The following is a 13,602-nucleotide window of genomic DNA, read 5'->3' on the forward strand; positions in this document are numbered from 1 at the left end:
GCGAGAGGATGCGCGGACGCACGCGCCGCCGGGGGCGGGGCGGACACGGAGGAGAAGCAGTGGTCAACCCGATCGACCCGACGGCCACCGGCTTCCTGCTCGCCGAGAACCGCAACATGCCCATGCACGTCGGCGGCCTCCAGCTGTTCGAGAAGCCCGAGGGCGCGGGGCGCGGCTACGTCCGCGAGATGTACGAGCAGATGCGCGACGTCGACGAGATCGCCCCGCTCTTCCTCAAGCACCCGCACCGCTCCGCGCGCACCGCCGGGCAGCTCGTGTGGCGGCCCGACGAGCAGTTCGACATCGAGCACCACGTGCGGCATAGCGCCCTGCCCAAGCCTGGCCGGATCCGCGAGCTGCTCGAGCTGTGCTCGCGGCTGCACAGCACCCGGCTCGCGTGGGAGCGCCCGCTGTGGGAGGCGACCATCATCGAGGGCCTGCGCGACGGCCGGGTCGCGATGTACACCAAGACCCACCACGCCCTCGTCGACGGCGTCTCCGCGATGCGGCTGCTGGCGAGCGTGCTGTCCACCGACCCCGACGAGCGCGACATGCCCGCCCCGTGGGCGATGCGCCCCGGCGCCCCGCGGCCGGCCGCGGACGGCGCCTCGCCCCCGTCCCTCGGCGACGTGTCGGCGCAGACCGTGCGGGCCGCGCTGGCGATCGCGTCCGAGGCCGCGGGCATGCCGGGGGCGCTGGTCCGCACCCTCAACCGCAGCGTCCGCAACGAGACCTCGGCACTGTCGCTCTACGCCCCGCGCACGATCCTCAACCAGAACATCACCGGCTCGCGCCGCTTCGCCGCCCAGGACTGGCCGATCGAGCGGCTCCGCGCGGTCGGCAAGGCCAGCGGCACCACGATCAACGACGTGGTGCTCGCCATGGTCAGCGGCGCGATCCGGGCGTACCTCCTCGAGCTCGACGCGCTCCCGGACACCACGCTCGTGTCGATGGTGCCGGTCGGGCTGAAGGCCAAGGAGTCGCAGCTCGCGTCGTCCGACGGCGGCAACGCGGTCGGGTCGGTGATGGTGCAGCTCGGCACCCACCTCCCCGACCCCGCCGACCGGCTCGCCGCGATCCACCGCTCGATGGTCGACGGCAAGCAGGGCCTGTCGTCGATGACGCCGACGCAGATCCTCGCGATGAGCGCCCTCGGGCAGGCGCCGGCGATCCTCGGCCCGGCGCTGCGGATGAGCGGCATCGTGCGCCCGCCCTACAACCTGATCGTCAGCAACGTCCCCGGCCCCCGCACCACGCACTACTGGAACGGCGCCCGGCTCGTCGGGACCTACCCGCTGTCGATCCCGATCAACGGGATGGCGCTCAACATCACCTGCACGTCCTACGACGGCAAGCTGTGCTTCGGGCTGACCGGCTGCCGTCGCACCGTCCCCCGCCTCCAGCTGATGCTCGGTCACCTCGACGCCGAGCTGAGGGCCCTCGAGCGGGCCGCCGGCGTCTGACCCAGCGACGCCCTCGCACCCTCGCTGGTCGAGGCGGGAGGAGCGCCAGCGCACCTCGCTGGTTGAGGTGCGAGGAGCGCCAGCGACGAGCCTCGAAACCTGCGAGCGTGCACCTCGGGCATGGTTTCGAGGCTCGCTTCGCTCGCACCTCAACCATCGAGTGGCGGAGGACCCTGCGGGTTGCTCGGGCGCGGCTTGCCGCCGCGTCGCGAGGCCAGCTCGGGCAGGGCCTCGTAGTCCCCGCGGATGAGGGCCTCACGCTTGCGACGGCTCCAGCCCTGGATCTGCTTCTCGAGGGAGAAAGCGATGCCGACGTTCTCCACCTCCTCCTGCCACACGAGCGTGACGGGGCGCCGCGAGCGGGTGTAGGCGCATCCGTCTCGGTCCGAGTTGTGCTGGAACATCCGCAGCTCGAGGCTGCGGGTGCTGCCGACGTAGTAGGACCCGTCTGCGCAGCGAAGCAGGTAGACGAAGGGCATGGGAGTGATCGTCGCCACCGGCGAGCGTCCTCGCGAGGGGGTGGCGGCGATCTGTGGAGGACACGCGGACGTGGTTTCGAGGCTCGCTGCGCTCGCACCTCAACCACCGAGGAATGCCGCTCGCACCTCAACCTCCGAGGAATGCCGCTCGCACCTCAACCTCCAAGGGAGGGCGGTTCGCACCTCAACCTCCGAGGGGTGAGGCGGTCAGTCGAGGACGTCGAGCCCGCCGCCGACCTGCTCGGCGACCGCCGCGAGCCGGGCGCGGGTGATGTCGGCGACCGTGGGGAGCCCGGCGAGCCGGGCGTTGGAGCCCTCGCGGGTCGGCTCGGCGGAGTTGATGCTCACGCAGCGGCGGCGGCCGCCGTCGGCGCGGTTGGCGAGAGCGACGGCGTGACCGGTGGTCCCGCTGCCGGCGAACGGGTCGAGCACCAGCACGTCGTCGGGCACGGTCTCCAGGATCCGCCGCACCAGCCCGGTGGGCTTGGGCGACTCGAAGACGTGGCCGACGAGCGCCTTGAGCTCGGCGACCGCGGTGTCGGTCGACCCGATCTCCTCCGCCAGCCAGATGGTGCGCAGCTTCTTGCGGCGCCCGCCCTCGCGGTGCAGCCAGTCGCGCTGGAAGATGTCGGCGCGCTCGCCCCCGCGCCCGCGGATCACCCGGCACTCGAGGTCGTCGGGCCGCTCGTCGACCCGCGGGCGCGACCACCGCCACACCGCGGGCCGCCCGTCGCCGAAGACCGGGGTCAGCTCGCGGCTGCCCTCGAACGCCGCGGTCGCGACGCGGCCGGTGACCGGGTCGCCGTGCAGCGGGTAGTGCAGCGTCGGGGCGGTCAGCGGGTTGAACTTCTTGTTGGTGTTGCGCAGCGGGAGGTAGCGGAAGCGGCGTCCGTCGGCCGACGTGTGCGGGAAGTCGGCCTCGTCGACCGAGCCGCTCGAGCTCCCGTCGACCACGCACCGGGCGAGGTCGCGCGCGTACGCCAGGACGTACTCGTGGCTGGTCGCGAACCCGCGCCCGAGCTGGCGGCCCTTGGGGTTGAGGTTGACCACCACCTGGGCCAGGAAGTTCGCCTCACCGAAGACCTCGTCCATCAGCAGGCGCAGGTGCGCGGCCTCGTTGTCGTCGATGCTGACGAAGACCGCGCCGTGCGGGGCCAGCACCTCGCGCACCGCCTCGAGCCGTGGACGCATCATCGCGGTCCACGCGGCGTGGCGGCGGGCGTACGGGTCGGCGTGCGGGGAGTCGCGGACCGTGTCGCGGAAGCGGTCGGCGTAGGCGAAGTCGTTGCCGGTGTTGTAGGGCGGGTCGGTGTAGACGAGGTCCACCGAGCCCGGCTCGAGGCGCGGCAGCACGTCGAGGTTGTCGCCCGTGACGACCGTGTTCCACACGTCGCCGGGTCGGACCGGGTCGGGCGGGGTCGGCGCGTCGGGCACGTCCGGCAGCCTAGGGCGTCCCGGGCGCCCGGACGGATGCCTCGTCCCAATATTCCCACCAGTACCACACCGTCCTTTACTCTGGAGCGCGTGCCTGTCTTCTCGCGCCGCCCCGTCCTCACTCCGCCGACCCGCAGCCGCCTACTGACGGCCGCCACCGCCGGCGTCCTCCTGGCCGGCCTCGGCGTCGCCCCGTCGATGGCCGACGACCGCGACGGAGCGCCCTCCACGCAGGCCCGCGACGGCCTCACGAGCGGCGGCACCAGCGGCTACCGCGGGCGCAACCAGACCTCCGACGGCAAGCCCGGCACGCTGGTCGGCCCTCCGGTCAACCTGCGCGGCAAGGCGGCCCGGGTGGCCAACGACGTGAGCTACGAGATCGCGCCCGGCATCACGGTGCGCGAGTGGGACCAGGTCGACGGCCGCCAGCCCGTCGGCCAGGTCCGGATGAACCTGGTCAGCGTCAGCCTCGACGCGCCCAACGTGACCTTCGGGTCGCTCTCCCCCACCTACGTCACCAGCCGCAAGAAGGTGAGCGAGTTCGGCGCCTGGAACGGCGCCCTCGCCGCGGTCAACGGCGACTTCTTCGACATCGGCCGCACCGACGCGCCGCTGGGCATCACCGTCGACCGCGACCGCGGGACGCTCGGCGGCTCCCGCGACGGCTGGATCCCGGGCGTGAACTCGACGCTGTGGTTCGACGCGGACGGCCCCCACATCAGCCCGCTGAGCCTGCAGTACCAGCTGCGCCAGCGGAAGGCGTGGGCGATCTCAGGCCTCAACCACCCCTCGATCACGCCGGGTGAGATCGGCGTCTACGACTCCGACTGGCACCGCACCGAGGGCTACCAGGTGACGGCCGGCAAGAAGCGGGCGCGCGAGGTGTGGCTGCGCAAGAACCGGGTGGTGTCGAACCGGCCGAAGCTGTCGAGCGGCAAGAAGATCCACAAGAAAGAGCGGGTGCTGATCGGCACCGGGCCGATGGCCGCCAAGCTCAAGAACCTGAAGAAGGGCAAGAAGCTCACCCTCGCCCAGCGCCTCGACGGCGGCAAGCCGACGCTCGCGGTCAGCGGCGACCGGCCCCTGCTCGTCAACGGCGTCCGCACCGTCATCAACAACACCATCGCCCACCCGCGCACGGCGGTCGGCATCGACGCCGACGGCCGCAAGCTGCTGATCCTCGTGGTCGACGGCCGCTCCGCGGTGAGCCGCGGCTACACGATGGTCGAGCTCGCGGACATGATGACCGCGCTCGGTGCGGAGAACGCGATCAACTTCGACGGCGGCGGCTCCTCGGCGATGTACACCCGTGGCGCGACCGGCGCGATGGGGCTGATCAACGAGCCGTCCGACGGCAACGAGCGCCTCGTGGCCAACGCCTTCGGGGTGTTCTACAACGGCGTGCTGCCGCCCGTCGTGCCGATCACGCCGGTGACCCCGACGCCCACCCCGACCGTCCCGCCCACGACGCCGCCGCCGGCCTGATCCCGGGGCCCGGGGACGGGCCCGCTCAGGCGTCGGGGACGGTGAAGACGATCACGAAGGTCATCGCCGCGAAGCACTCGATGTTGCCCTTGGGCAGCTTGGCCACCACCTGGAAGCCGGCCTCGCCGGGCTCGATCGCGACCTGCCGCGGCCGCTCGCAGCCCACGCCGGCGACCGCGCCGTAGGTCGTCGCCCCGGAGGCGGCGGCCTGCTGGTCGGCCGCCGTCTGGCTGACCACGGCGCCGAAGGCGGGGTCGAGCTGGGACACGAAGTCGGCGCGGGCCTGGTCGGTGTCGAGCGCGAACGCCAGGTCGGAGGCCTGGCCGCCGGCGTCGGTGCCGGTGAGCAGCACGGCCTCCGTGGCGCCGGCCGACCCGCGTACGTCGATCGGCTCGGCGACCGGGGTGGCCGGCTCCGACGACGACTCGCTGGGGGTCTCGCTCGGCGTCTCGCTCGGGGTCTCGCTCGGGGACTCGCTGGTCGACGGGCTCGACGAGCCGGCCGGGTCGGTGGCGGTGTCGCCGCCGTCGTCCGAGCCGCAGCCGGCGAGGGCCGCGGTGAGGGCGACGCCCGAGACGAGGGCGGCGAGGGTCCGGGTGCGGGCGCCCGAGCGGCGCAGTGAGGTCGTCATGGTGGTCAGACGTTAGCGGCCGGCCTCAGGCTCCCCCGGCAGGCGCGTCGACGCGGCGCCCGCGACACTGGCAGGCTGGGCGCATGCCCGAGACCGAGCCCGTGGCCGAGCGTGAGACCGAGCCCGTCCGCGAGGCGGTGCGCGCGTACGCCGCCCTCCAGCCGCAGCTGGTCGCGGCCACCGCGGGCTACGTCACGCTCGTGCGCACGCTCCTCGACGACGCCGGCATCGACTACCTCAGCGTCACCGGCCGCACCAAGAGCGTCGCGTCGTTCGCCGCGAAGGCCAACCGCGGCGCCGACGGGCACCCGCTCTACCCGGAGCCGCTCACCCAGATCACCGACCAGATCGGCGTCCGGGTGATCACCTACGTGCACCACGACGTGGCCGCCGTCGCCGACCTGCTGGCCGACGAGCTCGAGATGATCGACGACCGCGACCTCGGCGCCGAGACCGCCCGCTCGGGCCGCTTCGGCTACGCCAGCCGCCACCTCCTGGTCCGGGTCCGCGAGGACGACGAGGCGCACCGCGACCTGGGCGGGCACCGCGCGAGCGTCCAGGTCCGCACCGTGCTCCAGCACGCGTGGGCCGAGTTCGAGCACGACATCCGCTACAAGGGCAACGTGCCGGAGGAGGCGGCGGCCGACCTCGACCGGCGCTTCACCCTCGCCGCCGGCCTGATCGAGCTCGCCGACCAGGAGTTCGCCACGATCCGCGAGCGGATCCAGGCGGCCGCCCCGGGCAGCCACGCGGAGCCCGAGGCCGACCACATCGTCGGCCAGGAGCTCGCCACCTTCCTGGCCGGGCACTACAGCGACGCCGGCTGGTCCCACACCGACCACTACGACTGGATCGCCGACCTGCTCGCCCAGCTCGGCATCGACACCGTCGACGACCTCGCCGACCTGCTGACGTCGGTCGACGCCGACGCCGTGATCCGGCGGATGGGCTACCGCTACCCCGCCGGAGCCGTGCGCCGCCTCGACGACGCGCTGCTCGCCATCTTCGGCGAGCAGTACGTCACCCTCGAGGGCAACAGCCACCGCGTCCCCAAGCTGCGGGCCCGGCTCGAGCGGCTCTCCACCCCTGAGAACTGAGAGGCCCGCTCAGGATCGCCGCCTAGGGTTGGCCCCATGACCCGGCCGTCGTGGACCACCGTTGCCCCCGTCCTGGCCATCGTGGCCCTGGTGCCCGCGTGGTTCGCCCATCCCGAGAGCAGCCTGGTCCTCGGGGTGCTCGCGCTCCTGCTCGTCGGCGCGGTCCTGGCCGCGGTCCACCACGCCGAGGTCGTCGCGCACCGGGTCGGTGAACCGTACGGCTCCCTCGTGCTCGCCGTCGCGGTCACGATCATCGAGGTCGGGCTGATCGTCACCTTGATGGTCACCTCCGACAAGGACGCGTCGGGCCTCGCCCGCGACACCGTGTTCGCCGCGGTCATGATCACCGTCAACGGCATCGTCGGCATCTCGCTGCTGGTGGGTGCCCTCAAGCACCACCTCGCCGTCTTCAACCCCGAGGGGACCGGCGCCGCGCTGGCCACGGTGATCGCCCTGGCCGTCCTGTGCCTCGTGGTCCCGTCGGTCACCACCTCGCAGCCCGGCCCGGAGTTCACCGGCGCCCAGCTCGCCTTCGCGGCGATCGCCTCGCTGGCCCTCTACGGCATGTTCGTCTTCACCCAGACCATCCGGCACCGCGACTTCTTCCTGCCGGTCGCGCCCGGGCAGTACGTCCCGATGGTCGCCACCAAGGCGGAGGCCGTCGCGGCCGCCGAGGACCGCGAGGACGCCCGCGAGACCGCGCGCCAGGAGCGTGCCGGCGGCTACGAGCACGAGCCGGTCGACCTCGACGAGGACGGCCACGCCGACCCGCCCACCGACCGTGCGGCACTGGCCAGCCTCGGGCTGCTGGTCGTCTCGCTGGTCGCGGTCGTCGGCCTGGCCAAGGTCGAGTCCCCGGCGATCGAGTCGGGCGTCGCCGCCCTGGGCTTCCCGCAGGCCGTCGTCGGCGTGGTCATCGCGCTGCTGGTCCTCGCCCCGGAGTCGATCGCCGCCGTGCGCGCGGCCGCCCGCGAGCGCGTGCAGGTCAGCCTCAACCTGGCCCTGGGCTCGGCCATGGCCTCCATCGGCCTGACCATCCCCGCGATCGCCGTGGCCAGCATCTGGCTGGACGGCCCGCTCGAGCTCGGGCTCAACCAGCTCCAGACGGTGCTGCTGCTGCTGACCGCCGCGGTCGCGATCCTCACCGTCGTCCCCGGCCGCGCCAAGCCCCTCCAGGGCGGGGTGCACCTGGTGCTGCTGGCGGCCTTCCTGTTCCTCACCATCGCGCCCTGACGGCGCCCGCCACGACGCAGCACGGCCCGGCAGGGTGACCTGCCGGGCCGTGCTGGAGGCTGGCTGTCAGCCGAAGTACGAGGCGAAGATCTTGTCGTAGGTGCCGTCCTCGCGGAGGTCGGCGAGGGTGCCGTTGATGGTGCGCAGGAGCGGGATGTTGCCGTCCTTCTTCACCGCCATGCCGTACTGCTCGCCGGTCTCGAACTCCTTGGCGAGCTTGAGCCGCGGGTTGTCCTTGACGAACTGGCCCGACACGGTGTTGTCGAGCACCGCCGCGTCCAGCTCGCCGGCAGCGAGGGCAGCCTGCAGCCCGGCGGCGTCGTCGTAGGCCGTGACCAGGGTGCTCTCCGGCGCGAAGTCGCTGATGTAGGTCTCGCCGGTGGTGTCCTTCTGCACGCCCACCCGCTTGCCGGCCAGCTCGTCGAGCTGGTCGAGCCCCGAGCCGCGCGGCGTGATGAGGGCCTGCTTGGCGTCGAAGTAGGGGCTGGAGAAGTCGAGCACGCGGGCCCGGTCGCCGGTGATGGTCATCGCGGAGATCGCGACGTCGCAGACGTCGTTGTTGAGCGCGTCGCCCGACGTGATGTCGTCGAAGGACACGTCGACGACGTCGATGTCGACCTCCAGGGCGTCGGCGACGGCCTGCCCCAGGTCGACGTCGAAGCCCACCAGCTTGCCCTTCTCCTCGTAGACGAAGGGCTGGTACGGGCTGTCGGTGCAGACGGTCAGCACACCGTCGAAGACCAGGTCGACGCTGCTGAGGGCGTCGGCGGACTCGCCGTTGGCGCTGCCGCCGCACGCGCTCAGCGTGGACATCAGGGCCATCGCCGAGAGGGCGGCGGCCGCGACACGGAGGGGCCCGGGACGGGCGGAGGTGCGGGTCATGGGTCAGTTCGCATTCACGGTGAGCGACTCGCGCAGTCGCATGAGGGCGTATTCGGTGATCTTCACGAGCGCGCCCTTGGCCTGCTCGCGGTCGCGGGCGTCGAGGCTGATGATCGGCACCTCGGGCGGCAGCGCGAGGGCGGCCGCGATCTCCGAGGCGGGGTAGCGCGGGACGCCGTCGAACTCGTTGACCGCGACGATGAACGGGATGCCCTTGGACTCGAAGTAGTCCAGCGGCGAGAACGACTCGTCGAGGCGCGCGACGTCGACCAGCACGATGGCGCCGATGGCGCCGCGGCACAGGTCGTCCCACATGAACCAGAAGCGACGCTGGCCGGGCGTGCCGAACAGGTAGAGGACCAGGTCCTCCGCCAGCGTCAGGCGGCCGAAGTCCATGGCGACGGTCGTGGTCGCCTTGGTCGGCACGGCGGCGAGGTCGTCGACGCCCTCGGACTCGTTGGTCACGAGTGCCTCGGTGCGCAGCGGGTCGATCTCCGAGACGGCGCCGACGAGCGTCGACTTGCCGACGCCGAAGCCGCCTGCGATGACGATCTTCGTCGACGCAGCCGCTCGCTGTGCCTTAGTAGTTTCGAAGTCCACGGAGGGTCCTTTCGATGAGCTCGAGACGCTCATCTGTCGACGTCTTCTCGGTGATGGTGGCCTGGATACGGACCAGGCCCTGCTCGATCAGGTCACCCAGCAGCACCCGGGTGACGCCGATCGGCATCTTGGTCAGCGCCGACACCTCGGCGACGGACTTGCGGTCGCAGACCTCGAGGACCTGCGCGGCGGAAGGAGTGAGGACGGGCGCCTCCGCACCGGCCTGGAGGCGCAGCGTGGCCTCCATGGGCAGGTCGACGGCAGTGGCCGTCCGCCCGGCGGTGATCGTGTACGACCGGATCAGCCGGGGGCGGTAGCCCTCGTCCTCCGGCTCGACTGGCGGCGTCATGCCCGGAGCTCCGGTCAGCCGCCCGTACCGACGCGGGCCTGGGCCTCGACGGTACGTCCCACACGGTCCACGAGGAGGGCCATCTCGTAGCCCACCTGGCCGATGTCGGCCTCCTCGGTGGTGAGCACGGTCAGGTTCGACCCGTCACCGACGCTCATCAGCATCAGGAAGCCCATCTCCATCTCGACGATGGTCTGCATGACCGAGCCGCCCTCGAACAGGCGCGCGGCACCGACCGCGAGGCTCGCCAGACCGGACGAGACGGCCGCGACCTGCTCGGCGCGCTCACCGGGGATGCTCGTGCTCGAGGCCATGAGGAGGCCGTCGGCGGAGACCAGGATCGCGTGCGCGGCGTCGGGGACTTCCTCGACGAATCGCGACATCACCCAGTCGAGGTCGCGGTCGTCCGCAGCGGTGGCGCTGGGAACGGCGGCGGAGGATTCGTAGCTCATGCGGGGCCTGCTTCCGTGTGCTGGGGGGAACTTTGGGCTGCTCGTCGTCCGCGGGACACGCCTGCGGTGTGGGCCTGGAGCCGACGCCGGATGGCTTCGGGGTCACGCGTCTTGGCGGCTGTGGGCGGGGTCACGCTACCCGGCACCAGGCGCTCTCCGGGGGCACGTCGCGGAAGTCCGCTGGGCGTCGACGCCGGCGCCGGGACCTCCTCGGCCACGTGCTCGGCGATCTCCCACCCGCGGTCGACCTCGGTCTCGTGGATCTGGGTGGCGTCGCCGGTCAGCCAGCCCGACCGCATCGACTTGAAGATCGGCGAGTCGCCGCCCGCCCGGACCGGCTCCGCGGAGCCGCCCGGCAGGCCGGGCATGTCGCGGTTGATCTCCGCGGCGGCACCGGGCGTACGGGTCGGCAGCGCGCCGTTGAGGGCGAACGCAGCCAGCTCGCGCTCGGGCTCGGGCTCGGGCTCGACGGCGACGGGCTGGGGCTCCGGCTCGAAGACGACGGGCTCCGGCTCGGGCTCCGGCTCGACGGCGACCGGCTCGGGCTCCGGCTCGGGCTCGACGGCGACCGGCTCCGGCTCGGGCTCCGGCTCGACGGCGACGGGCTCGGGCTCGACAGCGACCGGCGCACGCGGGGTGTCGAGACCCAGCGGGTCCGCCGCGTCGACCTCGACGTCGTCGTCCACGCGGGCCACGGGCTGCTCGGCCACGGGCTCGTCGGCGACGGGCTCGTCGGCGACGGGCTCCTCGACCACCGGCTCCGCGGCCACCGGCTCGTCGACCACCGGCTCGTCGACCACCGGCTCCTCGGCCACCGGCTCCTCGGGGAGCGGGTCGGTCAGCGGGTCCGGGGTCCGGACGGGCGCGACCTCGTCGCTCACCGCGAGCTCGACCTCGGGCTCGACCTCGGCGTGGACCTCGGCCTCGGGCTCCGTCTCGACCTCGGACGTCGTGACCCGGGCCTCCTCGGCCTGGGCGCGCTGCCGCGAGGCGAGCGCGGTGATCGGCACGACCGGGGCGACCTTCTCGGGCGTCGTGTCGGCCTCGGTCACGGCCGCGGGCTCGGCGGCCTCGGCGCCGTCCTGGCGGACGGCGTCGGAGGCCGGCTCGGACGTGGGCGTGCTGGGCGTGGAGCGCTTGCCGAAGAGCGGTCCGGTGGCGCCGGAGGTCTCCGGCGGCAGGAACGCGTCGGCTCCGGTGCGGGGCATGTTGGCGCCCGGCTCGCGGCGCGGCAGCAGGCTCTCCAGCGGCGGGCGGTCCGGCGTCGGCTCCGAGCCGAGGACCGTCTCGGCGGCGACCGGCGCGGACGTCGATGCCTCCGCCGGCACGGTCGTGGCTGCCGGCGGCTCCGCCTTCGCGGGCGCCTCCGGCTTCTCGGACCGCGCGGCCTTCTCCGCCTTCGCGGCGGCCCGCGCCTCGGCCTTCGCCTCGGCGCGCTCGGCGCGGCTGAGCGTACGGCTGCTGCGCTTCGGCTCGGTCGGCACGGTCGGCGCCTCGACGGTCTCCGGCTCGGGCAGGCGGACCGGCGACTCGAGCGACTCGGCGGCCTGTGCCGGCGCCGCGGCCACCTGCGGCAGGTCCGGCAGCACCGAGGCCGGCAGCGCGACGGTCGCCGTCATGCCGCCACCGGGGTTGCGGTCGAGGGTGGCGACGATGCCGTGGCGCTCGGCGAGGCGCGACACCACGAACAGACCCATCCGACGGGCCGTGTCGGGCGTCGCCTCGGCACCGTGGGCGAGGTCGCGGTTGAGCTGCTCGAGCTCGGCCGGCGGCACGCCGAGGCCGGAGTCGGTGATGGTGATCGCGACGCCCTCGCCCTGGAGCTTGGCGGCGAGCCGCACCGGCTCGGTCGGCGGGGAGTAGGTGAGCGCGTTGTCGACCAGCTCGGTGAGCAGGTGGACCAGGTCCGCGGCGGCGTCCTCGCCGACCCGGGTGGTGAGGTGCGACAGGATCTGCACGCGCTGGTAGTCCTGCACGCCGGACGTCGCGGCCTGGAGGGCCTCGCCGATGGTCAGGCTGAAGGACCCGGCGGCCCGGTTCGGGGCGTCGGCGAGGATCAGCAGCGAGTCGGCCGTACGACGCATGCGCGAGGCGAGGTGGTCGAGGCGGAACAGCGACTCGAGGCGCTTGGGGTCCTCCTCGTCGTGCTCGAGGCGCTCGATCTGGGCGAGCTGCTGGTTGACCAGCGAGTTCGACCGGCGCGAGAGGGTCACGAACATCGCGTTGACCGTCTGGCGGAGCTGGGCCTCGCCCGAGGCGAGGTGGATGGCCTGGCGGTGGAGGTCGTCGACCGCGCGGGCGACCTGGCCGATCTCCTCGTTGGTCGTGACGTCGATCGTCCTGATCGGCTCCGGCTCCTGGCCGGCGCGGATCCGGGCGACGGCGTCGGGCAGGCGGTGCCGCGCGACGGCGAGCGCGCCCTCGCGGACCCGGCCGATCGGGTCGAGGAGGCTGCGGGCGATGTAGAGGGCGATCGCCACCGCGACGGCGAGCGCCAGCAGGACCAGCGCGGCGCCGAGGATGGCGTTGCGGCGGGCGTCCGACGCGGCCTCGTTGAGCGAGGCGGTGACGCCCTTGAGGAGCTTCTGGGTGATCTGGTCGTAGGGCGCGTAGGCGTCGCGGCCGTCGAGGTTGGTGGCGGCGTCGTCGCGGATCTGGCCGGCGTGGCGGGTGTTCTGCGTCCGCAGCTCGGCGGTCTGCGCCTCGGCGCCGGTGACCGATCCGGCGAGACGGTCGATGGCCGCCGCCTCCACGCCGACCTCCGAGAAGAGCTCCTGCGAGCTCGACTGGGACAGCGTCGTGGCGAGCAGGCCCTGCTGCATCGCGAGCGAGAGCCGGCCGCTCATCGTCTGGGAGAGCTGCTCCAGGCGCGGCTCCGGGGTGTCCTGGGCGGCGTTCACGCTGGTGATCAGCTGCGAGACGCTCGACTCGAGCTGACGCACCAGGGCGATCCAGGTGGCGGGGCCGAGGTTCTCGGCGCCCTCGTCCCGCATCGCCTGGCTGAGGTCGAGGAGGGCGCTGACGTGGGCCGACTGGAGGTCGGTGAGGTCGGCGCCGTCGCGGGCCTGGGTGAGCGCGTCGGCGTTGGCGGAGATGTCGCTGATGGCGTCGATCAGGTCGCCCTGGCTGGCCGCGCTGTCGGACTGCGCGGCGACCATCGCGGTCTCGGCAGCGGTCAGGTAGTCGACGGCCGGCTGGATGATCGTCACCTGGTTGGCACTGCTCGCGGCGTTGCGCGAGTCCGCGACGTCGTTCTGGACCCGCAGGCCACCGAGGAGGGCGGCGAGCAGCAGCGGGATCGCCAGGGCGAGCGCGATCTTGCGGCGCAGTGGCCAGCCAGCGACCGTGCTGGCCGCACCCTGACGGGTCTTGGCTGCATCCTGAGTCATGTGTGCCTCGCGATACGTGAGCGATTCGACGAAGAAACGGCGCTTCGGTCTGGACCGGAGCAAACCCAACGTAGGGATCTGGGCGACATTCCGTGGCGTTTTCACAGA

Annotated in this window: 12 protein-coding genes; 4 read left to right on the forward strand and 8 right to left on the reverse strand. The window is 72.9% G+C overall.

Features of this window, described 5'->3' with window-relative positions; all coding sequences use genetic code 11:
* The first annotated feature begins 59 nt into the window (after positions 1-59).
* On the forward strand, positions 60-1,463 hold the full coding sequence (locus LN652_RS09285) for a WS/DGAT/MGAT family O-acyltransferase (protein WP_230444381.1): 1,404 nt from the start codon (positions 60-62) through the stop codon (positions 1,461-1,463).
* A 149-nt stretch (positions 1,464-1,612) separates the two neighbouring features.
* Here the strand turns inward: LN652_RS09285 and LN652_RS09290 are convergent, their stop codons facing one another.
* A complete protein-coding gene (locus LN652_RS09290) occupies positions 1,613-1,942 on the reverse strand; it encodes a GIY-YIG nuclease family protein (protein ID WP_230444382.1) in 330 nt (109 codons plus the stop codon).
* Positions 1,943-2,149: 207 nt separating this feature from the next.
* A complete protein-coding gene (locus LN652_RS09295) occupies positions 2,150-3,376 on the reverse strand; it encodes a site-specific DNA-methyltransferase (RefSeq protein WP_230444383.1) in 1,227 nt (408 codons plus the stop codon).
* 90 nt (positions 3,377-3,466) lie between these two features.
* On the opposite strand from LN652_RS09295, the gene LN652_RS09300 reads away from it, so the two are divergent.
* Positions 3,467-4,861 (forward strand): phosphodiester glycosidase family protein, encoded by a 1,395-nt coding sequence (locus LN652_RS09300; RefSeq protein WP_230444384.1) that lies wholly within the window; start codon positions 3,467-3,469, stop codon positions 4,859-4,861.
* A gap of 25 nt (positions 4,862-4,886) precedes the next feature.
* Here the strand turns inward: LN652_RS09300 and LN652_RS09305 are convergent, their stop codons facing one another.
* Complete coding sequence (locus tag LN652_RS09305) at positions 4,887-5,492, reverse strand: hypothetical protein (RefSeq protein ID WP_230444385.1); 606 nt, start codon at positions 5,490-5,492, stop codon at positions 4,887-4,889.
* An 83-nt stretch (positions 5,493-5,575) separates the two neighbouring features.
* Here LN652_RS09305 and LN652_RS09310 point away from each other — a divergent pair, with 83 nt between their 5' ends.
* Together LN652_RS09310 and LN652_RS09315 are read left to right on the forward strand one after the other, a co-directional pair.
* Complete coding sequence (locus LN652_RS09310; RefSeq protein ID WP_329958477.1) at positions 5,576-6,589, forward strand: GTP pyrophosphokinase; 1,014 nt, start codon at positions 5,576-5,578, stop codon at positions 6,587-6,589.
* 36 nt (positions 6,590-6,625) lie between these two features.
* Complete coding sequence (locus LN652_RS09315) at positions 6,626-7,822, forward strand: calcium:proton antiporter (RefSeq protein WP_230444386.1); 1,197 nt, start codon at positions 6,626-6,628, stop codon at positions 7,820-7,822.
* A 66-nt stretch (positions 7,823-7,888) separates the two neighbouring features.
* Here the strand turns inward: LN652_RS09315 and LN652_RS09320 are convergent, their stop codons facing one another.
* From LN652_RS09320 to LN652_RS09340, 5 genes are read right to left on the reverse strand one after another with little or no spacing between them, the layout of a single operon-like run.
* The gene (locus LN652_RS09320; RefSeq protein ID WP_230444387.1) at positions 7,889-8,704 is read right to left on the reverse strand and encodes an ABC transporter substrate-binding protein; all 816 of its coding nucleotides are present in this window, start codon (positions 8,702-8,704) and stop codon (positions 7,889-7,891) included.
* A 3-nt stretch (positions 8,705-8,707) separates the two neighbouring features.
* On the reverse strand, positions 8,708-9,304 hold the full coding sequence (locus LN652_RS09325) for a GTP-binding protein (protein ID WP_230444388.1): 597 nt from the start codon (positions 9,302-9,304) through the stop codon (positions 8,708-8,710).
* Complete coding sequence (locus LN652_RS09330) at positions 9,285-9,653, reverse strand: DUF742 domain-containing protein (RefSeq protein WP_230444389.1); 369 nt, start codon at positions 9,651-9,653, stop codon at positions 9,285-9,287. The genes LN652_RS09325 and LN652_RS09330 overlap by 20 nt, the downstream gene beginning before the upstream one ends.
* Positions 9,654-9,667: 14 nt before the next feature.
* On the reverse strand, positions 9,668-10,105 hold the full coding sequence (locus tag LN652_RS09335; protein ID WP_211730549.1) for a roadblock/LC7 domain-containing protein: 438 nt from the start codon (positions 10,103-10,105) through the stop codon (positions 9,668-9,670).
* Positions 10,102-13,494: a sensor histidine kinase gene (locus LN652_RS09340; RefSeq protein WP_230444390.1), complete on the reverse strand. Its 3,393-nt coding sequence runs from the start codon at positions 13,492-13,494 to the stop codon at positions 10,102-10,104. The genes LN652_RS09335 and LN652_RS09340 overlap by 4 nt, the downstream gene beginning before the upstream one ends.
* Positions 13,495-13,602: the final 108 nt, after the last annotated feature.

Source organism: Nocardioides okcheonensis (assembly GCF_020991065.1).
GTDB lineage: Bacteria > Actinomycetota > Actinomycetes > Propionibacteriales > Nocardioidaceae > Nocardioides > Nocardioides okcheonensis.